The following is a 22,272-nucleotide window of genomic DNA, read 5'->3' on the forward strand; positions in this document are numbered from 1 at the left end:
TAACCTTGCTTACGTCTAAAAACAACGAAAGTCCGAACTTTTCATACGTTAGTAGTGACCTGACAGTCAACCCCAGTCGATGCCTGCGCACCAGTTTTATAGGCGATTATGAAACATAAGTTCTGCCGATTTCGTCATTAGTGACGACAGGAACCTGTCATTTCCTTTCATTTATGCAACAATTACCTTTTATGGCAACAGTGTCGACGCTCCATTTCGGGGCGCAAACAGACGAAGTGACGAGCCTGCTGCGGATCGTCAACCTGGTACGGACCGGGCAGGCAACTACCCGCCCGGAAATCGGCAAGGTGACCGGGCTCGGTCGAGGCGTTGTCAGCCAACGCGTGGACCAGGCCTTCCAGTACGGATTCCTCAAGGACGGAGATTTCGGAGCATCCTCCGGCGGCCGGGCCCCACGCACCTTGCGGTTCCATTCGGAACAGGGAGTGCTAGTCATCTGCGCACTCAGTGCCCAGCGCATCCGGGTGGGGATCACCGATCTCGACGGCCGGCTCCTGAAGCACGCCAAACGCACCTGGGACATTGCCCAGGGGCCGGAGAAGACCATCAAGGAACTGCTCAAGCAGATCAACACGGTTCTGGACAAAGACACGGCCCCGGCGGTGTGGGGTGTGGTGGTCGGCCTGCCCGGCCCCGTGGACTTTGCCAGCGGGCGCCCATCCGCTCCCCCGCTGATGCCCGGATGGAACGGCTTCGATATCAAGACACCGTTCGAACAGCGCTTCAACGCACCGGTCTGGGTGGACAATGACGTGAACCTGCTGGCGCTGGGCGAACGCGCCCGGCGTCCCGAGCCCAACGTGGATCTGATCTATTGCAAGATCGGTTCGGGGATCGGTGCCGGATTGCTGTCCCAGGGCGCGATCCACCGTGGGGCAAACGGCGCCGCGGGGGATATCGGGCACGTGCGGATCCCGGAATCCACCGCCCAGTGCCGTTGCGGCAAAACCGGGTGCCTGGAAGCAGAGGGCGGCGGCTGGGCCCTGGTGCGCAAGGCGCAGCAGGCTATCCGCGACGGCAGCGATGGTCCGCTGGCCGCCCTGGCAAAAAAACAGCCGATCACCCTGGAGACGATCTCCATCGCCGCGCAGGCCGGTGACCCGCTGGCCATTTCACTGATCCAGCAGTCCGCCGTTGTGGCTGGGGAGACCGTCTCCACCTTGGTCAACATGTTCAATCCGGAGGTCATCGTCTTCGGCGGGGCAATCGCTTCGGCCGGTGAGTTGTTCCTTGCCGATGTGCGCCAGCGGATCTATGAACGTTCCATGCCGCTGGCCACCCGGGATGTGACCATCACCCTGTCTATCAACGATGAACTTGAACCCCTGCATGGCGGTGCCGAGCTGGCAATCGAGCAGCTTTTCGAGGTCACCTTCCCCCGCTGGTTCGCTGAAGGGCGCCCCAGCCCTGAACGCGGCAACGTGGCCTGAGCGCCACGGCGCTACTCCCGGTTCGCCACCGCGGCCTACCAGGGGGTGACGAGTCCCGGCCATTGGCTCCGTACGGTCTGGCGGTAGCGTTGTAGGACCTGCGGCTCGGTTCCCGCCATCGGTACCTGCTGCGCATCCAGCTCCCAATGCGGAAAACCGCCCAAAAGCACGCCGGCAGCCTGTCGGGCCGCGCCATTGGCCACGTATTCACCGGGTTCCGGGGCCAGCACCGGCAGCCCCAGGATCTGGCCAACCGCCTGGCGCACTACTGCGGACTGCGCGCCGCCGCCGACCAGAATGATCCGACGGGCCGCCACACCGTGATGCACCAGTGCCTGCAACCCCTCGGCCAGTGAGCACACCACGGCTTCCACTGCAGCCCGGCACAGGTTGGCCGGGGTGTAGTTCTGGCGGGTGATCCCCTGCAGCGAACCGGTCGCCTGGGGCAGGTTCGGTGTGCGTTCCCCGTCGAAGTACGGGACGAGGCCCAGTCCCCCGGCCCCGACAGGCGCCTGGGCTGCCAGGGTATTGAATTCGGACAATCCGATCCCCAGCAATGCGGCGGTGGAGTCGAAGATTCGTGTGGCGTTCAGGGTGCATGCCAGCGGCAGGAAGTGGCCGGTGGCGTCGGCGAAGCCGGCAACCAGGCCGGAAGGGTCGACGACCGGGGTTTCGGACACCGCGAACACGGTCCCCGAGGTGCCCAGGGAAACCACCACGTCTCCGGGCCCGGCCCCTACTCCGAGGGCCGCGCCGGCATTATCCCCGGCCCCCGGGCCGATCAGCGCACCGTCGGGAGTACGTCCCACCACCTCCAGCGGTGCAGCAACCTCCGGCAGCAACGGAACATGACCCAGGGTACGTTCCAGCACCTGGTGATCATAGTCTCCGGTGGCCGGACTGTAGTACCCGGTACCCGAGGCATCGGAACGGTCGGTTCGCAAAGCTCGCAAACCTGCCGCTCCGCTACCCGGCCCGTAGCCGCCCAACCGCCAGGTCAACCAGTCGTGCGGCAGGCACACGGCCGCAACACGTTGCGCATGGTGCGGCTCATGCCCGGCCAACCAGCGTAGCTTGCTCAGGGTCAGCGCGGCCACCGGTACCGTGCCGGTGGCCTGCGCCCAGTAGTGCGCACCGGCGGCCCGGTCCCCGTTCCCGGCCTCGAGGATGAGCTGCTCGGCCGCCTGCGCGCTGCGGGTGTCGTTCCACAACAGGGCCGGCCGGATCACCGCCCCCTCGGCATCCAGGCAGATCAAGCCGTGCTGCTGGGCGGCAATGGACACTGCTTGCACGTCATCGAGTCCACCGGCCTGCTCCACAGCCTCACGCATTGCGCTGAACCAGTCCTCGGGGTCGATTTCGGTGCCGGCAGGATGGGTGGCCCGGCCGTGGCGGACCAACGCCCCGGTGCGCGCATCGCGGATGAGGACCTTGCACGTCTGGGTTGAGCTGTCGATCCCCGCAACGAGGGTCATCTCCGTAGGGTCCTTTCATCCGAAGGCGTGGGCGGGCCTAACGCGAGCCGAGCAGGTGGTCGATGGCCAGCTGGTTCAGTTTCACGAAGCCGAAGCCGCGTTGGGCCGCCGTAGCGGCGTCGAAGCCGCTGCCCGCACTGCGGTCCGCCAGCAGGTCAGCGGCGTTCTCGCCGGCCGCCAAGGTCGGTTCGCCCAGTTCAAAGACGCCGGCCTCCTGCAGGGCGGACTGCACGTCCGGATCGGCACGGAAGGCCTGGGCACGTTCCCTGAGAAGCAGGTACATGGACATATTGGCGCGCGCCGACTCCCAGACTCCGTCGTAGTCCTCGGTGCGCGAGGGTTTGAAGTCGAAATGACGTGGTCCGGTATAGCGCGGGCCGCCGTTGGGAAACCCGTTTTCCAGCAGGTCCACGGTGAAGAATGCACTGGCCAGATCCCCGTGCCCGAAGACCAGGTCCTGGTCGTACTTGATTCCGCGCTGCCCGTTGAGGTCGATGTGGAACAGCTTATCGGCCCACAGAGCCTGAGCCAGCCCGTGCGTGTAGTTCAACCCGGCCATCTGCTCATGCCCGGTTTCCGGGTTCAGCCCCACGATGTCGCCGTGTTCCAGCTGCTCGATGAACGCCAGCGCATGACCCACCGTGGGCAGCAGGATGTCTCCGCGCGGTTCGTTCGGCTTCGGTTCCACCGCAATGCGCAGTCCGTAGCCCTTGTCCTTGATGTAGGCGGCTGCGGTATCCACGCCTTCACGCATTCGGTTCAGCGCTGCATTCAGGTCCTTGGAACCGTCGTATTCGCTGCCTTCACGCCCTCCCCACATGACGAAGGTTTCCGCGCCGAGTTCGGCGGCCAGGTCGATATTGCGCAGCACCTTGGCCAGCGCGAAGCGTCTCACCGACCGGTCGTTGGAGGTGAACCCACCGTCCTTGAACACCGGGTGGCTAAACAGGTTGGTGGTGAGCATGGGGACCTGCACTCCAGTCTGTTCCAAGGCCGCGCTGAACCTGCCCAGGATCCGTTCCCGTTCGGCATGGCTTGCCCCGAACGGGATCAGGTCATCGTCGTGGAAGGTGATGCCGTACGCGCCAAGGTCGGCGAGCCGGTGCACGGCCTCGACCGGGTCCAGGGCCACACGGGTGGGAGCTCCGAAGGGATCATTGCCGGTCCATCCGACGGTCCAGAGTCCGAAGCTGAAACGGTCTGCGGGAGTTGGCTGGGGTGTCATGGAGTTCGTCCTTCAGTGGAGGTTGGGTTGGGAGAATCAATTAGTTTATAATCTGAACTATATGGTTGGCGATGAGCTAGAGTCAATAGCGGGTGGGCGGTGGCCACCCACCGGATTTCCAGGGAGGTCGATTGAGCGGACAACAGCGGCAGAGGGTGCCCCCAGGCGCCGAAACGCCCGGACGCGTCGGGGATGTGCGACGCGGGAACCTTGCCCGGGTTCTGACCGCCATCGCCCGGTGGACGTCAGAGCAGTCCCCCACCCGCGCCCAACTCGCCACCCTGACAGGGTTGACCAAGGCCTCCGTTTCCAGCCTGGTCACCGAGCTGATCGAACAGGGGCTGGTGGTGGAAATCGGTCAACACCGTGACGGCGAGCGCGGCCGGCCCGGAGTCGGGCTGGGGCTGGACCCCTCACGGTGCGTACTGGGGATGGAAGTCAACGTGGACTATGTATCCGCTGGCTTGGTCAATTTGTCCGGGCAGCCTATCAACCATGCAGTCCTCCCCCGGGATAACCGGTCTAGCCGACCCGAGGAGGTGACCGGGGCACTGGGTGAACTGATCACCGAATACCGGAACTTTGCCACCAACCAGGGATTAACGATCCTGGGTGGAGCCCTGGCCATCCCCGGTCTCGTTGATTCCAGGAACAGCCTGGTACTCCACGCCCCGAATCTGGGCTGGGACGGAATACGGTTGGGCCTGGCGGGCCTGTTACCCGATACCCTGCTGGGGGTCTCCTTGTTCAACGAGGCCAATGCCTCCGCCGTGGCGTACCGGCAAAGTGTACCCCAGGCACCTGCCACCTTCCTCTTCGTCTCTGGCGAAGTCGGCATCGGCGGGGCCGTGGTCATCGACTCCGAATTATTCACCGGTCCACACGGTGCTGCGGGGGAAATCGGACATGTGATCGTGCAACCGGGAGGTTCGCCTTGCTCCTGCGGCGCCCACGGCTGCCTGGAAACCATGGCGGGCCAGGATGCGATCTACCGGGCCTCCGGGGTGCTGGCACCTGTCCGGAACCCCGGGCAGCCTGTCACCACGGACCCGGAGCCGCGCGAGACCATCGCCTTGCTGCACGCGGCCCTGGTCGCTGGTGAACCGCAAGCGCTGGATGCCGTGGACCGCGCAGGCTACTACCTGGGGGCCGCGGTGGCTTCCAGCGCTCGACTGCTTGATGTGCATACCGTAGTTCTCGGTGGGCACTTTGCGGCATTGGGCCAATGGATAGTCCCTGCACTGCATCGCAGCGCAGCGGACCATGGTCCGGCAAGTGGTTGGCCGTTGCGCATCATCCTCTCCCCATTGGGTGCGACGGCAGCCCTTGTGGGTGCCGCCCAGAGCGTCGTGCGCGACCTGCTCGAGCACCCACCGGTGGCAACCCAGAGGTGAGGCACCCGCTACCGGGCGCTGAAGGCGGCATCGAAGGCGGCCCTGGAGGGCTCGTACTTCGATAGTCGCCGGATGAATTCCAAGGCCTCCGGAGCACCGTCGAGCCGGTCCATGCCCGCGTCCTCCCACTCCACGGACAACGGGCCGTCATATCCGATGGAGTTGAGCATCCGCAACGCGTTCTCCCAGGGCACATCCCCGTGCCCGGTGGAGATGAAGTCCCAGCCGCGGCGTGGGTCCGCCCAAGGCAGATGCGAGCCCAAGCGCCCATTGCGTCCGTTGTCCAAGCGTTTCTTGGTGTCCTTGCAATGCACGTGGTAGATCCGCTCCTGGAAGTCCCAAAGGAATCCCACCGGATCGATGTCCTGCCACACCATATGGCTCGGGTCCCAGTTCAACCCGAAGGCCTCACGATGCCCAATGGCTTCCAGCGCGAAGGTGGTGCTCCAGTAGTCGTAGGCGATTTCCGAGGGGTGGACTTCGTGGGCGAAACGCACCCCTTCCTCGTCGAAGACATCAAGGATCGGGTTCCATCGGTCGGCGAAGTCCCGGTAGCCGGCCTCGATCATGGAGTCGCTAGCGGGCGGGAACATGGCCACGTACTTCCAGATGGATGACCCGGTGAAGCCGGTGACCGTCTTGACACCCAGCCGCGATGCCAGGCGGGCGGTGTTCTTCAGTTCCTCGGCGGCCCGTCGCCGCACTCCCTCCGGGTCCCCATCGCCCCACACTGAATCCGGGAGGATGTCCCGGTGCCGTTGATCGATCGGATCGTCGCAGACCGCCTGGCCCTTCAGGTGGTTGGAGATGGTCCAGACCTTCAGCCCGTGACGCTCCAGCACCTCGAGTTTCCCCTGGATGTAGGCCGCATCATTCCACCGGTTGGGGTCCAGGTGGTCGCCCCAACAGGCGATTTCCAAACCGTCATAGCCCCACTGCCCGGCCAGCCGTGCCACCTCCTCGAATGGGAGGTCGGCCCATTGGCCGGTGAATAGCGTGATGGGTCGTGCCATGATGTTATTCTCCTAACCTGCGTGGATTTGCGCGTCGTGTTCCACCCGGGTCCAAATCGACTCCTGGGCGGCACTGCGAGTCACCGCGTCCAGCACGCGTTGGACCTGCAGGCCCTCTGCAAAGCTGGAATGCGGCTGGGTTCCGTTATGAATCCCTTCAACCAGGTCCTTGACCTGGTGGCTGAAGCCGTGTTCGTAGCCGAGCATATGTCCGGCAGGCCACCAACCCGACACATAGGGGTGCGATGCCTCGGTGACCAGGATCTTGCGGAACCCCTGGCGGTCCTCGGGGTCGGTGCGGTCGTAGTAGTGAAGGCTGTTCAGGTCCTCCAGATCGAATGCCAGCGCCCCCTTGTCCCCGGATATCTCGATGGACAGTGCGTTTTTCCGTCCCGTAGCGAACCGTGAGGCTTCGAAGGAGGCCAGTGCGCCGTTGGAGAGCCGGCCGGTGAACAGCGCCAGGTCATCGACACTCACCTGGCCGAAACCGCTTCCGTCCGGCAAAGCACGCTGGGTGTTAATGGTCTGCAGCACACCGCTGACTTCGCGGGTTTCCAGTCCGGTGGCGAAGTGCACCAGGTCGATGGCGTGGGCCCCGATATCCCCCAACGCCCCGGAGCCTGCTTGGTCCTGCTGCAATCTCCAGGTCAACGGAACGGTGGGATCCACCAGCCAGTCCTGCCGATAGGATGCGCGGACCTGCCGGATCTGCCCGAGCACGCCCTGGCTGATCAGCTGGCGCATGAAGCTCGCGGCCGGCACCCGACGGTAGGTGAATCCGACCATCGACACCACCCCACGGCGAGAGGCCTCTGCGGCAGCCGCTGCCATCGCCCCGGCCTCCTGGACCGTGTTCGCCAACGGTTTCTCGCACAACACGTGTTTGCCTGCCTTTAGTGCGGCAATGGCGATCTCAGCATGCGAGGCTCCCGGGGTGACGATATCGATGATGTCGATATCGTCCCGGGCGATGACCTCGCGCCAGTCGGTGGCACTGGCCTCCCACCCCCACTTTTCGGCATTCGCCGCGACCGCCGGGCCGTTGCGTCCAACCAGCACCGCCATCTGTGGACGGGCCGGCAAATTGAAGACCCGGTGTGCGGTACGCCAGCCCTGGGAATGGGCTGCTCCCATGAATCCGTGGCCGATCATGGCCACCTTCAGGGTGGTCATGAGAGCACCAGCTGGCGCTCAACAGCCACCCGGTTGGTCACATAGCGCATCGGGGCGATCTGCATGTACAGCAGGCGCATGGTCAGCACTACCTCGACCTCGATCCGTTCCCCGGGTGCGGGAGGGTCCTGCAAACTGATCACCACATCGGGACGGTCGGCGACGAACCACAGGGTGTCCCACTGCTCGGGCAGTTCCTCGATGCGGTAGGTTGTCCCCTGCAGTTCGAAGCGCAGGTCAGTGACGGGCACCGGTGTTCCGTTCACGCGGGCCTCGACATTGTCCACCGCCGAGAGCCACAGGCTGCGGTACCAGGGCAGTTGCACCGATACCGCCAACCCTTCGGGGTGTCGTCGGACATTCGAGTCCTGGAAGAGCGAATTATGAGTTGCCATGAATTTCCTTAACAGTTTGGCCGTGCCGTTCCGCTAGGCCGGGACGACAGCGTCTTCGATGGCCTGGCGCATCAGCGCATGCTGTTTCTTGACCAGGTCGATGGGGTCGGATTCACCGAGGTCGGCGAAGGCATGGCCTTCCCACTCGCTGGAGAGGAAGCCCTGGTAGCCTCCCTTGACGAACTGGCGGACAATGCGCGGGATGTCCATGGCCGGTTCATTGCCGTCCTGGTCGATGTCGTAGAACTTGGCGTGCACGTGGAAAATCTGCGGCATGATATCCAGCCATTCCTCCGGCGGCACCAGGCCGTGCATATTGAATGCCAGGCGGGTGAATGGTCCCAGCCGGGCCGGGTCGAAGTCGTTGGCGATCAGGTGGTCCTCGAACTTTTGGTTGCGTTCGTGCATGGATAGCGGTTCACGCCAGATCTGTTGCATGACCTGTAGGTGTTCTTCACCCAACCCCATCTGCCGCAGGGTGCGGAAGAGGGTCGGAGACAGCGAGTGCATGGTTGAGCTGAAGTCAGCAGTGAATCCCAGGCGGTCGCTATCCAGCTCCTGGTACATCTCGCGGATCTGCACGATCTTCGGGTCGTTCGGACCCTGCGGGGCGTGGATCTCGTATCCGAGCTTCTGGTCATATTTCTCGGCCAATGGCAACAGCCGGCGCAACAACTCCTTGCCGGCCGAGCGGATGACGATACGGTGGAAGCCCAGCTGGTTAGCGGTGTGCAGCTGTGCGGCGAAGAACTCGTATTCCTCTTCCGGAGTCATGTCCCGGTCCTTGCGTCGGCCCATGTCCAGGTTGGTCCCCACGGCGCTGGGTACCAGGCCATAGCGGTCCATGCTGGTGCGCCAGAGTTTGATGAATTCGTCGTCAACGTGCGGGTAGGTGCGCAGCATCTGGGCGATGTTGAACTCCACGCCGGGGCCCAGGCCATGGTCGGCCGCAGCCTTGATGAGGGTTTCCTGGGTGTACTGGCCTGCGGCAAATTCCGAGGTCAAGGAGTACAAGGTGAGACCGAGCTCGATACCCGTACCTGCAATGCCTTCTGACATGTTGTTCCTCTCTAGTGTTTTCAGCCGCGTGCCGGCTGGGCCAGGTGCGAATGCAGCAGCTCGCGAGCTTGCGTCGGGTCGGTGATCATGCATGAGCCGGCATCAGCGGCCGCCACCCGTTGCAGGGCCTGTTCGCCGCGGACAATGTCGAACGGGTCCTGCCAGTTGTTCCAGTGCCAGCCTTCGTACTCGCTGGAGATCGCTCCGTTGTAGCCGCTTTCAACAAGCTGGGCAACCAATCCGCGTACCGGGACCGAGGGTTCTTCCCCGGTTTCGTCGATGCCGAAGAACTTGCCGTGCACATGGCGTACCCACGGCATGATTTCCTGCCAGGTCTCGATCGGGGCCGGGCCGAACAGCCCGGTGCCGTTGATGGCGAAGTCGATGCCCAAATCCGGGCGGCCGTGGCGGCCCGCCAGGCCGATAAACGCACCGAAACGTTCGCCGTGGACCGCCTGGGTGTTCGGCGGTCCCTCGGCATAGAACCCGTCCCACAGATCGACCACCGCGCCCAGCAGTTCCTCGCTGGCCCCGCGGCGACGGTAGGCTTCCAGCAGTGAGGGCGCGAAACCGGTAACAGTGGCACCCCAATCGGCGGTGAAGCCCAACAGCGGCGAATCCAGCTGTTCATAGCGATCACGTAGGGCCAGTACACGTTCGTGCGCCCCGTGCTGGTCTGCGTGGACTTCCAAGGCCAGGGTCACGCCGTACTTCTCGGCGACCGGCAACAGGCTTTCCATGGCATCGGGGGTCAACGAGATCTGCACCCGGGCGATCGGGAAGCCCAGGCGTGCGGCCACCTCGATCTGGGCACGCATGTATTCGACGGTTTCATCGTGGCGCATCAACCGGTCGCGGCGCAGTCCGGTGTCGACATTAACCGCCAGCGAGGTGGGGACCAGGTCCACTTCCTGCAGCAGCTCACGGAATCGTCCGGCAAAGATGTCATCGATACGGTTGGGGAAACCGCGCAGGCTTGAAAAACCGATGAGTTCCAGCCCGGGTCCGAAGCCTTCGGCCGCGACCTTGCGGATCAGGCCCTCCAGATCGTAGTGCCGCGCATGGGAGGCGCGGGTGAAGCTGTAGAGGGTTACCCCTTGGATCGGCGTTCCCAGAGCACTCATCGCTGTGCCACCTTCATGGTCTTGGTATCACTTTCTTCAATGTGCAATACCCCGTGATCGGTAATGATGTACGGGATGTAGATCTTCAGTTCCACCTGGACCTCGTGCTCGGTCCCGTCCTGGCCCACCGGCACCTGGCCGGAGAGGATGGCCGAATCCAACGGGAACCACCATTCGTCGGTTTCCTGGACAAGTTCATCGAAGCTGAAGGTGCGTCCGTTCATGGTCCAGCGCAGCGTATTAGCCGGGGCCTGGGTTCCGTCAATGCTCAACGCGGCGCCGGCAATGCAGGACCCGGGCAAGGCCCGGTACCAGGGGATACGTACTTCCACGGCCGCGTGGCCGTCTTGGGCGGTGAGCGTTCCCTGCTCGATTATCCGGTCGGCGATCATCGCTTCTCCTTGGGTGGGTAGGGTAAGGCACTAACTTTTTCCTTATTTACTCATTCTATTGTCTGATTCAGACATAAGTAAAGAGCCGTTCAGTTTTTCCGCGATCCGCCGCGCACCGCGCACGGCCAGAGCCACGGAGGTCAGCGTCGGATTGCAGGCCGTGGCGGTGGGGATGACCCCGTTACCGGCCACGAATAGGCCCGGCACCTGCCAGATCTCGCTGTCTGGTGAACACACGCTTCGTCCGTCATCGCTCTCGCCCATGCGGGTGGTTCCCTGGTAGTGCAGCGAAGAACCCGGCGGCATGACGAAGGGTTTCTCATCCAAGGGTTCGCCCACGGCATGGCCCAGCCGGACGATCTGCTCCTTGGCACGTTCGATGACCTGGTGGTCCCGCGCGGAAAGCCGGTAGTGGATGCGCATCGCGGGCAGGCCATAGTAATCCGGGACTTGATCATCAAAGACCACCCGGTCCTGGGCACTGAGGTCCTTGGCGCAGAAAAGACCCAGTCCCACAATCGAGCCGGGAACCACCGGGTCCTCTTCGGCCAACGGCACCGGCGAGGCGTCCAATTGCATGATCTGCCCATGGAAGGGCTCCGCATCCATATAGGGAACCCAGGAGACGCCGCTTTGCTCGCTGAGTCCGGCCGCCGGGTTCCCGGCGGCACCCCGCCCCTGGACACCGCGCAGTCGGCTGGCGAAAACCACTTGGGCCTGGTCGTTCAGGTAGCGGCCCAGCGCTTCGGGGCGAATTCCCGAAGCCCAGAGCAATTGCGGTGTACGCAGGGCATCGGCCCCGACCACGACAAACCGGGCATCTACCCGGTGTCGTGCGCCGGTGTGCTGATTACGCACCTCGATGCCGCAAGCCGTTCCCTCCTCGGTGAGCACGCGGAGCACCAGCGAGTTATCAAAGAGCGTGAAGTTCTTATTGGACCGGGTGGCTTCCCCCATCACCACATCGGCTCCCGACCATACCAATGCACCGTCGGAACGCCGATGGACCGCCAACGGCATCGGCTGCACACGGTAGGCGGCCGCACGCCCCGAATCCACTTGCTCCGCCAGTAGTTCACGCACCATGCCCGAGAAGGGGGCCGACTCAAAGGCCTGCGTGGTCACCCCGAGCAGCCGTTCTGCTTCCAGAAGCAGGTCGTCCAGATCGGCCAGGAAGTCGATGCGCTCGGCCCCTCCGGGGCGCGGGCAGGCTCCAGTCCAATGCGCTCCCATCCCCCCGACATTGCTGGACATGGCCGCTACCGGTAGCCCGTCCTCACCGGGGGCGACATATCCCTCGGACAGCAGGAAGGTGCCGGGTCGGGCCCGGCGTTGACCGGCCTTCACCGCCCCGGGGTGATCCACTGTGTCCGCGCCGGCCCCGGGACCTTCCGACGCCCGTTGCGCCGCGGCGCGCTCGATCGGATCGTCGATGTTCTTCACATGAGCGCCGGGTGGGTTGCTGATGTTCGGACCCAACTCGAACATGGCGATACGGGCCTCGGGTGCCAGCTCACTCAGGATGCGGGCGTAGGCCGCGGATGTCGGACCGCTGCCCACGATGGCGACATCGACCCGCCGGGGGTATCGGTGGGTGCTCATCGTACTGCCACCAGTTCCTGGATCCGCTTCACCGACTGGATGGAGCTGACAGTCGGATAGTATTCCAGACCGATTTCACCGGTGTATCCGCTGGCGCGTAGCTCGGCAAGTCGGGCGTTCCAGTCGATCGAACCGGATCCGGGTTCGCCGCGTCCCGGCGCATCGGCGATCTGCACATATTTGATAAGGTCGGCGGCGTTGGCCAATTCGGCCTGCACATCCTCGCCTTCCACGGTCGAGTGGTAGAGGTCGTAGAGCACCCCGAACTGCGGCGAACCTACCCCCCGGGCCACGTAGACGGCCTCGGCGGTACGATCCAGCAGAGCACCGGGGTGATCCACCCGGACATTCACCGGCTCCAGCACCAGGGTGATCCCCGAGCCGTCGATCTGGCCGATCGCCCGGGTGTAGATCTCGATGAGCTCATCAAGCTGCTCCTGGCGTTTGCGTCCGCCAAAACCCGTCCCGGATCCCACGACAATGCGCGGGCAACCCAATTGCTGCGCCACTCGGACCCCTGCATCCAGTCCGGTATAGAACGGCGCATGGTTCTTCGGCGGGATCATGAACTGGGTGCGCGGCTCGGCCAGCTGTGCGGTGAGTTGCACCCCGGTCTCATCCAATGCCGCCTTCAGCGACGGAATGTCCTTGCCCGTGGGACCCCACATCTCCACCGCGCCGAACCCGGCAGCAGCTGCGGCGCGCACCCGGTCAGCGGCGGCGTCACCTGCCTCGGCAAAGAGTAGGTCGATATTTGGTGCAAGCTCGTACATGGTAGCTCCTGTCAAATGGTGGAAAGTCGGTGTTCTTCTCGCAGCGCGTCTGGTTTTCGGGCGCACCGACCCGCTGCGCGGGCGATACGCCTGCGCAAGAGGGTGGGGTCTCAGCCCTTCAGGCCGCCAGCGAACCCTTGGATGAAGCGTTTCTGTGCGAACAGGAAGAGCGCGAGGATCGGGATCATGGACACGATGACAATGGCGAAGATGGAGTTCCATTCCGAGACCAGTGACCCGATGTAGTAGTACATCGCCACCGGCAGTGTCTGGTTATCCGATCCGCCGAGGAAGATCAGGGAGGTGAAGAAGTCGTTCCAAACGATCAGCCCGGCAAAGATCGTGACGGTACCGGTGGCCGGAGCCATCATGGGAAATACGATCCGGGCAAAGACCTGGAATCTGGTGGCCCCGTCGATGGTGGCCGCTTCCTCGTACGCGGTTCCCAGGCCGCGGAAGAAGTTCGCGTACAGGAAGATGGAAACTGGAAGCAGCATCCCGGTGTACAGGATAATCATCCCCCAGGCAGAACCGGTCAACCCGATACTCCGTGCCCCCATGTAGAGCGGCACGGCACCCAGCTGGCCGGGCAGGATGATGGCAATCAGGAAAAGGTAGTAAGCGGCCTTGCTCCAGCGCCGGGTGCTACGGGCAATGACATAACCGGTCAATGAACCCATGGCGATCAGCAGCACAATACTGCCTCCGGTAATGATCACGCTGTTGAGCAATCCGCCCAGGACATTTGAGTTGCCCGTGGCAGTGAGTACAGCAACGAACGCGCTGAAGTCCGCGCTCTGTGGCAACGCCAGTGGTGAGGTCGTGTACATTTCGGTATTCGATTTCAGTGCCGTGGTGATCAGGAAGTAGAAAGGAGCGAGGAACACCAGCGCCAGGGTCCAAAGCCCGATCTCACGCAACAGTGTCAGCTTGGTATAGCGGAACATGGGCTCAGTCCTCCGGGTTCGAGCGGGTCAGGCGTTGTTGGATGACGGCAAAGAACAGGATGATGACCGCCAATACGAGGGCCAGTGCGGCGCCACCGCCGAAGTTGCCCAAGGCGAAGGCCTGTTTATAGACCTCGGTGGCCAGGGTTTCGGTTGCCCCGGCCGGACCGCCGCCGGTCAGCGCCATGATGGGGTCGAAGACCCGCAGCCCCTGGACGATACCCAAGGTCATGGCGATGGCCACGGCCGGACGCAATGCCGGCAGGGTGACATGATGGAAGCGTTGGAGCAGGTTGGCCCCGTCGATCGCGGCAGCTTCCTCCACCTCGACCGGGACACTGGTCAGGCCGGCCATGAAGATCACCATGGCGAAGCCGGTGGAGGACCAGGTCAGGACAACCAGCACGGTCCAGACGGCCCATTGTGGATCCGCCAGCCACGGCTTGGCCAGGTGACCGGCCCCGATCGCATTCAGCAAAACGTTGATCGGGCCCTCGTAGTCGAAGATGAACTTCCAGATGTAGGCGGTGGCCAGCGGGCTGAGTACCACGGGCATGAAGAACAACGTGCGCAGGGCGTAGCGGGTCTTCACGACCCGGTTCAGCGCCAGGGCCAGCAGCAGTCCCATGATGTTACCCAGCAGCACCGAGCCGAAGGCGAAGAAGAGCGTATTACCCAGGGAACGGATTTTCGTCGGGTCGTTGAAGATCGCCTCGAAATTCTTCCACCCCACCACCTCGAAGGAGCCGATGCCCGACCAATTGGTGAAGGCGAAGAATCCGCCGATGCCGGTGGCCATGTAGTGGACGGCGAAAACCAATGCAATCCCGGGTAGCGCCCACCACCAGTGCCCGAATTCCAGGCCCCACTTTCTCTTCGATGCCCTGTCCGGGCCACGCATTCGCTGCACGCGGTGGACGGATCCGCTGGCCTGCGCCGTGCGCGTCTGCTCATGCACCGGTCTGTTGACCGCGTGGTTGGTCGATTGCGATGTCGCCGTCATGGTTTTCCCTGCCTCTTCTTCCGCAGCTTCGAACTCAGTTCCCCGTGGTGTCACTGGTCCCAGGCGGCATCCATGGCCTTGAGCACCTGTTCGGGGGTCTGCTGCCCGGTCAGCAGACCCTGCACTCCACTGCCCAGTTCGTCATAGACGGATGCATTGGCCCACTCGCTGTTCGGCAACGGTGCATACCGGTTTTCCAGAATCAGCTCAGCCACGTTCTTGTAGGCGCTGTTCTCGAAGTCGTAGCCCTCCAATCCCGTGACGGGCAGGGCGCCGTCGATTTCGGCGAAGGCCTTGGTCTGTTCCGGTTCGGCCAGCCATTCCAGGAATGCAGTGGCCGCTTCCTTATTCCGGGAGGCCGCGTTGATGGAGTACGCGTAGTTGGCGCTGGCGTAGATGAAGTCCTCACTCGGACCACCCTCACTGGGCAACACCCGGACCTCGAAGTCCTGGTCCTCGGCGGTGCTCTTCAACTGCTTATTGCTCGGTCCGGGGATGAAAGCGGCCAATGAGGAACCGCTGACCAGTGCCTTGGTCACCCCGTCGAACCCGGCTCCTTCAGCACCGCCTTGGAAACATCCTGCATCCTTCATGAGCACCACGGCTTCCAGAGCCCGCTGCCAGCCCTCGGTGTCGGCGAAGGTCACCTCGCCGGCAGAGCGCTTTTCATTCCATGCCGGGTCCTGGGCATAGACACGCGTAGCTGCCAACTGCATACCCAGCAGCCCGGTATTCGGGGATGCGGAACCTGCCACGGCAAATAGGGACTTGCCTTCTTCGGACAGGGGCCCGCACTGCGCCAGCAGACCCGCGAAGTCCTCGGGGAAGGCCGTATTCGTGGCGGTGATCGCCGTGTCATTGGCGACCAAGCCAACGACTGTGATTTCCGGTGCCAAACCGTACACCTCGCCGTTCGGGCCGAAGAGCTCCTCGCTGCCTTCCGGAACCAGCGCTGCGGCGGACTCGCCCAGCGGCTCCAGGAAGCCGGCGTCCACCAGCGGCAGGATGCTGCGCCCGGAGGCCGACCCCGGGGAGGTGACCAGCACGTCAGAGGCGTTGCCGGCCTGCAGCTGGGTGCGCACCACCTGGTCATAGGAGTCGTTTGGCTGCGGGTTCAAGGTGATCTTGATGTCTGGGAAGGTTTCCATGTACTGCTTCGCCAAGGCCTCGTAGGGGCTCTCCACGGTGTTGGAAGTCGCGAAGGTGAGTGAGAATTCCTGCGTCTGGCCGCCGGTGGCATCCGAGGAGGCCCCGCAACCGACAAGGGTCAGTGCCGCGATGGTGGGAAGAGCCAGGACTGCAAGCTTTAGACCTGCGGGGCGTCGGTGCTGAGTCATAACCAGCCTTTCAGACTTCGTTGTGAGTGTATTCCGGGGCAAGTGATCCCGGTCACTAACAATTATGGGCACATGTGCCAGAAAAGTACATAAGTTTTGCAGATAGTAGACATAAGTAAGAGCCGGTGCGACTGACGCAGGGCCTTGCTAGCATCTTTCCGGCATGCGAATGCCCGGATCCTGCGCGCCCGGGCAGAGCCGGCGCGCAGGATCCGCTGGCGCCAATCCAGGCCTAGAGCGTGGATGAAAGGGAGCGCATGCTGCGGCGGATCAGGTCATGTTGCCGGCGGACGAGCTCCAGCGGATCAACTTCGCCCAGCTCGGCGAACGCATGGCCTTCCCATTCACTTGACCAGTAACCGCGATATCCGCCTTCGACAAAGACCCGCACCAGCTCCGGGTAATCGATGGCCGGCTCATTGCCCCGCTCGTCTATGTCATAGAACTTCGCATGGACATGGAAGATCTGCGGCATGATCTCAGCCCATTGCCCGGGCTGCACATGCCCATGCATATTGAAAGCCAGATGGGCGAAGGACCCCAACCGCGCCGGATCGAAGCCACGGCCGCGCAGGTAATCAATGAACCTTTCCTGCCGTTCGCGCATGGATGCTTCGCTCATCCAGATCTGCTGCAACCGCCGCACGGCCTGGTCGTCTAACCCTGCCCGACGCACGGCTCGCAACAACGTGGGGGACATGCTGTGCATGGTGGAGGAGAAATCGGCGACAAAACCCAGAAGCGGCGAGTCCAATTCCTCGTACACCTCGCGTACGCGCATGATCTCCGGGGAGTTCGGGCCCATCGGGGCGTGGATCTCATAGGCCAGTTTCAACCCATGAGACTCGGCTACCGGCAGCAGCCTACGCAGCAGTTCTGGTTTGGCACTCTGGATCCGCACCAACGGGAATCCCAGCATCTTGGCCCCGTCAAACAAGATCCGGCTGAATTCAAACTCCTCATCCGGAGTCATATCCCGGTCACGGCGGCGCCCCATGTCCAGGTTGGCCCCGAACGAGCTGGGGCTGAAACCGTACTTGTCCATGGCCGCTTTCCACCCCTCGGTGAATTCACCGGTGACCTGGGGGTAGGAAGGCAACATCTGCGAGGCCACGATCTCGATTCCCGGGCCGATCCCCAGCTGCGCGACCCGCTCGAGCAGACTGTCAAAGTCATACCATCCAGCACGGAACTCGGCACTAGCCGAATAGAGTGTCAGCCCCAGGTCGAAGGGATCGCCTTCTGCCTTCGGCTCAGGCGGCCGGACTGGCTCGGTTTCCAGCCGGATCTTCGGCGGGCAGTCGGTGACGGTCAGCTCCAACTGCTGGTCAACGAAGTTCGGCACATACATGCCTGGCCCTCCGTCCTGGCCGGGGGCGATCTGCATATAGGGTAGCCGCAACTCTCCGAGGATTCGCACGGTATGTTGCGCACCGAGCTCCACCGGTTCCGGACGACTGGCGATCAGGAGGGGATGCTGCTGCAGGAACCAGAGCACCTGGTCCTGCGCGGGAAGCTCCTCCAAGGTGTAGCGCACACCGTTCAGTTCGAATCTCAGGTCCGCCGCAGGCACCTCGATGCCATCCACGATCAGCCTAAGGGAAGATATCGAAGACAGCCAGAGACTGCGGTACCAGGGAATTGTCAGCGAGATAGCCAGTCCGTCGCGATGGACTCGAAGGCTGGTTGCGTCGATTAGACCGTTAGGCATGGTTTTCCTCTTTCTGGTAGGTATTGGTTGGTTCAAGCCCTGAGGCAATTGCCCGGAGGATCGTATGCTGTCGCCGCACCTGCTCAATGGCCCGCCAGGCGGTGCGCTCGCCTTCGTACTCACTTGACAGGTATCCGCCATACCCCGTCTCGTTCAAGGCTTTGAGCACGGGTGACCACGGGATCTGCTGGTCTTCAAGCCGGTCATTGATGTCGTGGAATTTGGCCTGGACGAAAACCACGTACTTGGCAATCGAGGCCAGGTCAGCCGGGTCGACTCCTATACCATCAAAGAATGCCGGCCTGGTCTCCCGGCTCTCTCCGTCACGCAGGGGGATGGGCCGATCCTGGAAGATGCCGGTATCGATGAGCAGGCCGAAATTCTCGGTGCCGGTGCGCTCGATTAGTTCAATATATTCCTGCACCACCGGGTGACGGATAGGGGTCGGGGAATGGATCTCAGGGCATATGACGATTCCAAGCTCGTGGGCCACATCCAGGTTCCGCTCCACCGCCCCGCGCCAGATCGGGTCCGGAACCAAGTCGTCGGAGACCACACCGATTTTCGGCCTGACGAATGGGAATCCGAGCCGGTGCGCCAGCTGGAGGTCGCGGTGCAGGGCCTGCGCGCCCTCCTGCACGGTCAGACCACGGCCAGGATGCAATCGCGTGTCAATCCAGGAGCCGTAATTGGTGGGCTCCAGCGAGTAGCGGTCGAGTAAGCGGAACCAGTTGTCGATCCACTGCGTAGAAGGGTTCGGATACCCGGGAACATGCCCCTCACCCAGGATTTCCACGCCGGTGGCGCCGATATCCTCGATGGAGGCCAATGCAGTCTCCAGGTCCATGACCGTACCGTAGTCACCCATGAAACTGTAGAGGGATACTCCGTATTTGAATGGCCCTCCGTCCTCCGGTGGAGCCAACGTGATGACGCGTTGCTCGCGGAACACGGACGGTTGGTGGACCAGCGGGATATAGGACATGCGCAGGCGCAGTTCGACGCTGATCTCATGGATCCCCGGCGGTAGTCCACCATCCAGGGGGACCGTGACAGTCGCCGTCTCTTCCAACGGCCACCGCAGGTCGCTGCATTCCCAGAGTTCGGCCCGCGAGAAGGTCCGCCCTTCAAAGGTCCATTGGGGAACCTCCGGCCCCACGTCAACATGATTTCCGACCCTCACCGCGATCCCATCAATCAGCGATGCAGCCATACCACGATAGGAAGGCATGCGTACCCTGAATTGGAATCCGGTGACGCGCCCGCCCTGGCGCACATTGCGGAACCCCACCGATTGGATGATGCTTCTTTCCAGCAACACTGTGATCCACCTCTCTCTTGATCCTGATCCACAGTAACAGCATTATGTATGTTTCACACTAAAGATAGATTGTTTCAGACATAAGTAATCCAGGATTCACTTCATGCGGAACCGCTGTACCGCCAATGAGCAAGGTTCTGGCTAAAATCCGATGACATGGCATGATCCAGGACGTATTGTTTTCCCTACACCCACCCGTGTCCCCGATCGGACCACCCATGACCGAGATCCCACCGCCAAACGAACCGGTGAACCCGCAGGACCAAACTGAAGCACAGGCCAAGGAGGGCCACCGCTCCTTCCTGCACATCCTGGTCAATACCGCGATCGCAAACCTGACCACCAGTTACCTGTGGTTCGGGCTGACCTTCTGGGTCTACCTGGAGACCGAGAACGTCATGGCCACCGGAATTATCGGCGGCTCCTACATGCTGCTGATCGCCTTCTTCGCCATGGTGTTCGGAACCATCATCGACCGGTACCGGAAGAAGCAGGTCTTCGTCTTCTCCTCGGTATTCACCGCGGTGGCCTTCGGCGCGGCCGGCCTGTTGTACGTTTGGCTTCCCACCGAGTTGATCTTGAATATCGGCGGACCACAGTTCTGGCTTTTCAGCGGGGTCATCCTGGTTGGTGCCGTGGTCGAACAGATGCGCAGCATCGCGCTATCCACCACCGTGACCCTGCTGGTTCCGGTGGAACGCCACGCCAATGCCAACGGGCTGGTCGGCACGGTACAGGGCATCGCCTTCATCATCACCTCCGTGTTCTCCGGGCTGTCGATCGGTTTGCTGGGCATGGGATGGACCCTGCTTCTGGCATTCGTCCTGATCTGCCTGACGCTGGTCCATGTGCTGACGATTTCCCTCCCCGAGGCCACCCCGGAACGGGAACCCGGACGGCAGAAGATTATCGATTTCCGCAACAGCTACCTGGCGGTGATCGCCATTCCCGGACTGATCGCGCTGATCATCTTCTCGATGTTCAACAACTTCATTGGCGGGGTGTACATGGCCCTGATGGATCCCTACGGTCTGAGCATCATGTCGGTGGAGGCCTGGGGTATCACCTTCGGGTTGGCCTCCACCGGGTTCATTCTCGGCGGCAGCCTGATCGCCAAGTTCGGTCTGGGCAAGAACCCGATCCGCACCTTGCTGCTCTGCGTGATGGCCATGGGAGCGCTGGGGGCACTGTTCACCATCCGGGAGTGGACATGGCTCTTCATCCTGGGCATCTGGTTGTACATGGCGCTGATCCCGGCGGTGGAGGCCGCCGAACAGACCGTCATCCAGAAGGTCGTGCCGTATCGCAGGCAGGGACGGGTGTTCGGTTTCGCCCAGATGGTCGAGGCCTCGGCGGCACCGATCACCGCGTTCATCATCGCCCCGATCGCCCAATACGGGATCATCCCGTTCATGCGCAGCGAGGAAGGACGCAACAGTTTCGGCTGGCTGCTCGGGGGCGGGGATACCCGCGGCATCGCCTTGGTGTTCCTGGTGGCCGGGCTGATCATGGTGCTGGTGGCCCTGCTGGCCATGACCACCAAACAGTACCGCAGGCTCAGTGCCACATTTGCCACGTCGAGCCCGAACACCGCCACTTGAACACCATTGCCAGCAGGACGCGCAGCATCGAGAATTGGTTCATGAGCACCCAGAAAACCCTGCCCACCGGGGCCAGTGTCCAGGACTTCCTCGATGCGGCCACTCCCGCCACACGAAGCCGCGACGGGCATCTGCTGGATGGGATTTTCCGCGAGGTGACCGGGGAAACCCCGGTGATGTGGGGGCCGTCGATTGTCGGCTACGGACAGTACAACTACGGTTCCCCGGTGAACCCGAAAACCCGCGGCATTTGGCCCAAGACCGGCTTCTCGCCACGCAAGACCCAGCTCTCGCTCTACGGGCTGAAGGACACCGAACAAGGAGCCTCCCTGTTACCGGGTCTGGGCAAATACACCGAGGGTGCCGGATGCGTCTACGTCAAGAAACTGGAGGACATCGATCTGCAGGTGTTGCGCCAGCTGATCGCCCTGGCCAGCCAGCGGACGGACGACTGGTAGCCGCCAGCCACGCACGGGATGGACGGGTTCTTGCGTATCCGGCAAAAAGGCGGTTCTCCGCGCCCAGGGTGCGGCTACGCTCGAATCAGCATCAACATCCTGATCCGGGAGGAACCTCATGGAATCGCAGACTGAACAGCCATTGCAGGGCAAGGAATTTTGGGAAGAACACTACGGTCAGGCAGAACGGATCTGGTCCGGCAAGGTGAACCCCACACTCGCCGAGATCCTGGAGCCCCTACCCGCAGGCCGGGCCCTGGACCTGGGATGCGGCGAAGGCGGGGATGCCTTCTGGCTTGCTTCGCGTGGGTGGCAGGTCACCGGCGTGGACATCTCCCAGACGGCCATTGAACGGGCACGCGAAACCGCACGGCACCTGTCCGCAGACTCCGGTAGCGTGCAGTTCATTGCCGCCGATCTGGAAACCTGGTCCGATGAACGCAGATTCGACCTGGTGACACTCAGCTTCTTCCACGCGCCCTTCGAATTCCAACGCAACGCGATCTTGGGCAAGGCCCTGGGCCGGCTTGCCCCGGGCGGGCGAATGGTGGTGCTCTCCCATGGCAGTCACCCGGTCAGCCAGGCCGCAGCGCACCATGACCACGACCACGACCACGGTGGCCAGCAGGGGCCGAACCTGGTCACCGTGGACTCGGAACTGAGATCCCTGGGCGTGCCGGCAGACGGGTTCCAGATCCTGCAGGCCACGACCGTGCAGCGGATGATCACCGGACCCGATGGCCACCCGGCCACGATTGAGGATGTCGTTGTGGTGCTCAGGGCCGCGGACCGCCCCTAAGCGTGCCTCCAACGGGTTT

General features: G+C 62.9%; 20 protein-coding genes. 5 read left to right on the forward strand and 15 right to left on the reverse strand.

From position 1 onward, the window contains the following. The first annotated feature begins 191 nt into the window (after positions 1–191). A complete protein-coding gene (locus tag OK351_RS12345; protein ID WP_265159364.1) occupies positions 192–1,451 on the forward strand; it encodes an ROK family protein in 1,260 nt (419 codons plus the stop codon). Positions 1,452–1,486: 35 nt separating this feature from the next. Here OK351_RS12345 and OK351_RS12350 read toward each other — a convergent pair whose 3' ends face one another. Both OK351_RS12350 and xylA read right to left on the reverse strand, forming a co-directional pair. Next, complete coding sequence (locus tag OK351_RS12350; protein ID WP_265159366.1) at positions 1,487–2,926, reverse strand: xylulokinase; 1,440 nt, start codon at positions 2,924–2,926, stop codon at positions 1,487–1,489. 37 nt (positions 2,927–2,963) lie between these two features. Then, positions 2,964–4,151 (reverse strand): xylose isomerase, encoded by a 1,188-nt coding sequence (gene xylA / locus OK351_RS12355; RefSeq protein WP_265159368.1) that lies wholly within the window; start codon positions 4,149–4,151, stop codon positions 2,964–2,966. Positions 4,152–4,282: 131 nt separating this feature from the next. Here xylA and OK351_RS12360 point away from each other — a divergent pair, with 131 nt between their 5' ends. Continuing rightward, entirely contained in the window at positions 4,283–5,545 is a 1,263-nt protein-coding gene (locus OK351_RS12360) for an ROK family transcriptional regulator (protein ID WP_265159370.1), read from the forward strand. A gap of 8 nt (positions 5,546–5,553) precedes the next feature. On the opposite strand, the gene OK351_RS12365 is transcribed toward OK351_RS12360, so the two are convergent. The 13 genes from OK351_RS12365 to OK351_RS12425 all read right to left on the reverse strand — a co-directional run bounded on the left by OK351_RS12365 (position 5,554) and on the right by OK351_RS12425 (position 19,395). After that, a complete protein-coding gene (locus OK351_RS12365; RefSeq protein ID WP_265159372.1) occupies positions 5,554–6,558 on the reverse strand; it encodes a sugar phosphate isomerase/epimerase family protein in 1,005 nt (334 codons plus the stop codon). Positions 6,559–6,570: 12 nt separating this feature from the next. Further along, positions 6,571–7,731, reverse strand: coding sequence for a Gfo/Idh/MocA family protein (locus tag OK351_RS12370; RefSeq protein WP_265159374.1), 1,161 nt, complete (start codon positions 7,729–7,731; stop codon positions 6,571–6,573). Further along, positions 7,728–8,126: a C-glycoside deglycosidase beta subunit domain-containing protein gene (locus tag OK351_RS12375; protein ID WP_265159376.1), complete on the reverse strand. Its 399-nt coding sequence runs from the start codon at positions 8,124–8,126 to the stop codon at positions 7,728–7,730. The genes OK351_RS12370 and OK351_RS12375 overlap by 4 nt, the downstream gene beginning before the upstream one ends. 33 nt (positions 8,127–8,159) lie before the next feature. Beyond that, positions 8,160–9,185: a sugar phosphate isomerase/epimerase family protein gene (locus tag OK351_RS12380; RefSeq protein ID WP_265159378.1), complete on the reverse strand. Its 1,026-nt coding sequence runs from the start codon at positions 9,183–9,185 to the stop codon at positions 8,160–8,162. Between the two features lie 20 nt (positions 9,186–9,205). Continuing rightward, on the reverse strand, positions 9,206–10,309 hold the full coding sequence (locus OK351_RS12385) for a sugar phosphate isomerase/epimerase family protein (protein ID WP_265159379.1): 1,104 nt from the start codon (positions 10,307–10,309) through the stop codon (positions 9,206–9,208). After that, positions 10,306–10,701: a C-glycoside deglycosidase beta subunit domain-containing protein gene (locus OK351_RS12390; protein ID WP_265159380.1), complete on the reverse strand. Its 396-nt coding sequence runs from the start codon at positions 10,699–10,701 to the stop codon at positions 10,306–10,308. Before OK351_RS12390 ends, OK351_RS12385 begins: the two co-directional genes overlap by 4 nt. Positions 10,702–10,743: 42 nt before the next feature. Next, positions 10,744–12,303 (reverse strand): GMC oxidoreductase, encoded by a 1,560-nt coding sequence (locus tag OK351_RS12395; protein ID WP_265159381.1) that lies wholly within the window; start codon positions 12,301–12,303, stop codon positions 10,744–10,746. Further along, positions 12,300–13,076 carry a sugar phosphate isomerase/epimerase gene (locus OK351_RS12400; protein ID WP_265159382.1) on the reverse strand — a complete coding sequence of 259 codons (777 nt, stop codon included), beginning with the start codon at positions 13,074–13,076 and terminating at the stop codon, positions 12,300–12,302. The genes OK351_RS12395 and OK351_RS12400 overlap by 4 nt, the downstream gene beginning before the upstream one ends. Before the next feature lie 110 nt (positions 13,077–13,186). Further along, on the reverse strand, positions 13,187–14,023 hold the full coding sequence (locus OK351_RS12405) for a carbohydrate ABC transporter permease (RefSeq protein WP_265159384.1): 837 nt from the start codon (positions 14,021–14,023) through the stop codon (positions 13,187–13,189). Positions 14,024–14,027: 4 nt separating this feature from the next. Then, positions 14,028–15,026: a carbohydrate ABC transporter permease gene (locus OK351_RS12410; protein ID WP_265159386.1), complete on the reverse strand. Its 999-nt coding sequence runs from the start codon at positions 15,024–15,026 to the stop codon at positions 14,028–14,030. A gap of 50 nt (positions 15,027–15,076) precedes the next feature. After that, positions 15,077–16,363, reverse strand: a complete 1,287-nt coding sequence (locus tag OK351_RS12415; protein WP_265159388.1) for an ABC transporter substrate-binding protein — start codon at positions 16,361–16,363, stop codon at positions 15,077–15,079. Positions 16,364–16,595: 232 nt separating this feature from the next. Next, positions 16,596–18,074: a sugar phosphate isomerase/epimerase gene (locus OK351_RS12420; RefSeq protein ID WP_265159390.1), complete on the reverse strand. Its 1,479-nt coding sequence runs from the start codon at positions 18,072–18,074 to the stop codon at positions 16,596–16,598. Next, positions 18,067–19,395, reverse strand: a complete 1,329-nt coding sequence (locus OK351_RS12425) for a C-glycoside deglycosidase beta subunit domain-containing protein (RefSeq protein ID WP_265159392.1) — start codon at positions 19,393–19,395, stop codon at positions 18,067–18,069. The genes OK351_RS12420 and OK351_RS12425 overlap by 8 nt, the downstream gene beginning before the upstream one ends. A gap of 218 nt (positions 19,396–19,613) precedes the next feature. Here OK351_RS12425 and OK351_RS12430 point away from each other — a divergent pair, with 218 nt between their 5' ends. From OK351_RS12430 to OK351_RS12440, 3 genes are all read left to right on the forward strand, one after another. Further along, positions 19,614–20,996, forward strand: coding sequence for an MFS transporter (locus OK351_RS12430; protein ID WP_265159394.1), 1,383 nt, complete (start codon positions 19,614–19,616; stop codon positions 20,994–20,996). A gap of 41 nt (positions 20,997–21,037) precedes the next feature. Further along, positions 21,038–21,454 (forward strand): DUF1801 domain-containing protein, encoded by a 417-nt coding sequence (locus tag OK351_RS12435; RefSeq protein ID WP_265159396.1) that lies wholly within the window; start codon positions 21,038–21,040, stop codon positions 21,452–21,454. 118 nt (positions 21,455–21,572) lie between these two features. Beyond that, positions 21,573–22,253 carry a class I SAM-dependent methyltransferase gene (locus OK351_RS12440; RefSeq protein ID WP_265159398.1) on the forward strand — a complete coding sequence of 227 codons (681 nt, stop codon included), beginning with the start codon at positions 21,573–21,575 and terminating at the stop codon, positions 22,251–22,253. Positions 22,254–22,272: the final 19 nt, after the last annotated feature.

Origin of the sequence: Glutamicibacter sp. MNS18, from assembly GCF_026107515.2 — a bacterium.
Classification (GTDB): domain Bacteria; phylum Actinomycetota; class Actinomycetes; order Actinomycetales; family Micrococcaceae; genus Glutamicibacter.

Coding starts and splice junctions, on each gene's coding strand:
- OK351_RS12420 (WP_265159390.1), bottom strand. CDS start 18,074: ATGCCTAACGGTCTAATCGACGCAACCAGCCTTCGAGTCCATCGCGAC.
- OK351_RS12405 (WP_265159384.1), bottom strand. CDS start 14,023: ATGTTCCGCTATACCAAGCTGACACTGTTGCGTGAGATCGGGCTTTGG.
- OK351_RS12350 (WP_265159366.1), bottom strand. CDS start 2,926: ATGACCCTCGTTGCGGGGATCGACAGCTCAACCCAGACGTGCAAGGTC.
- OK351_RS12365 (WP_265159372.1), bottom strand. CDS start 6,558: ATGGCACGACCCATCACGCTATTCACCGGCCAATGGGCCGACCTCCCA.
- xylA (WP_265159368.1), bottom strand. CDS start 4,151: ATGACACCCCAGCCAACTCCCGCAGACCGTTTCAGCTTCGGACTCTGG.
- OK351_RS12395 (WP_265159381.1), bottom strand. CDS start 12,303: ATGAGCACCCACCGATACCCCCGGCGGGTCGATGTCGCCATCGTGGGC.
- OK351_RS12440 (WP_265159398.1), top strand. CDS start 21,573: ATGGAATCGCAGACTGAACAGCCATTGCAGGGCAAGGAATTTTGGGAA.
- OK351_RS12375 (WP_265159376.1), bottom strand. CDS start 8,126: ATGGCAACTCATAATTCGCTCTTCCAGGACTCGAATGTCCGACGACAC.
- OK351_RS12345 (WP_265159364.1), top strand. CDS start 192: ATGGCAACAGTGTCGACGCTCCATTTCGGGGCGCAAACAGACGAAGTG.
- OK351_RS12380 (WP_265159378.1), bottom strand. CDS start 9,185: ATGTCAGAAGGCATTGCAGGTACGGGTATCGAGCTCGGTCTCACCTTG.
- OK351_RS12410 (WP_265159386.1), bottom strand. CDS start 15,026: ATGACGGCGACATCGCAATCGACCAACCACGCGGTCAACAGACCGGTG.
- OK351_RS12415 (WP_265159388.1), bottom strand. CDS start 16,363: ATGACTCAGCACCGACGCCCCGCAGGTCTAAAGCTTGCAGTCCTGGCT.
- OK351_RS12400 (WP_265159382.1), bottom strand. CDS start 13,076: ATGTACGAGCTTGCACCAAATATCGACCTACTCTTTGCCGAGGCAGGT.
- OK351_RS12435 (WP_265159396.1), top strand. CDS start 21,038: ATGAGCACCCAGAAAACCCTGCCCACCGGGGCCAGTGTCCAGGACTTC.
- OK351_RS12390 (WP_265159380.1), bottom strand. CDS start 10,701: ATGATCGCCGACCGGATAATCGAGCAGGGAACGCTCACCGCCCAAGAC.
- OK351_RS12385 (WP_265159379.1), bottom strand. CDS start 10,309: ATGAGTGCTCTGGGAACGCCGATCCAAGGGGTAACCCTCTACAGCTTC.
- OK351_RS12370 (WP_265159374.1), bottom strand. CDS start 7,731: ATGACCACCCTGAAGGTGGCCATGATCGGCCACGGATTCATGGGAGCA.
- OK351_RS12430 (WP_265159394.1), top strand. CDS start 19,614: ATGACCGAGATCCCACCGCCAAACGAACCGGTGAACCCGCAGGACCAA.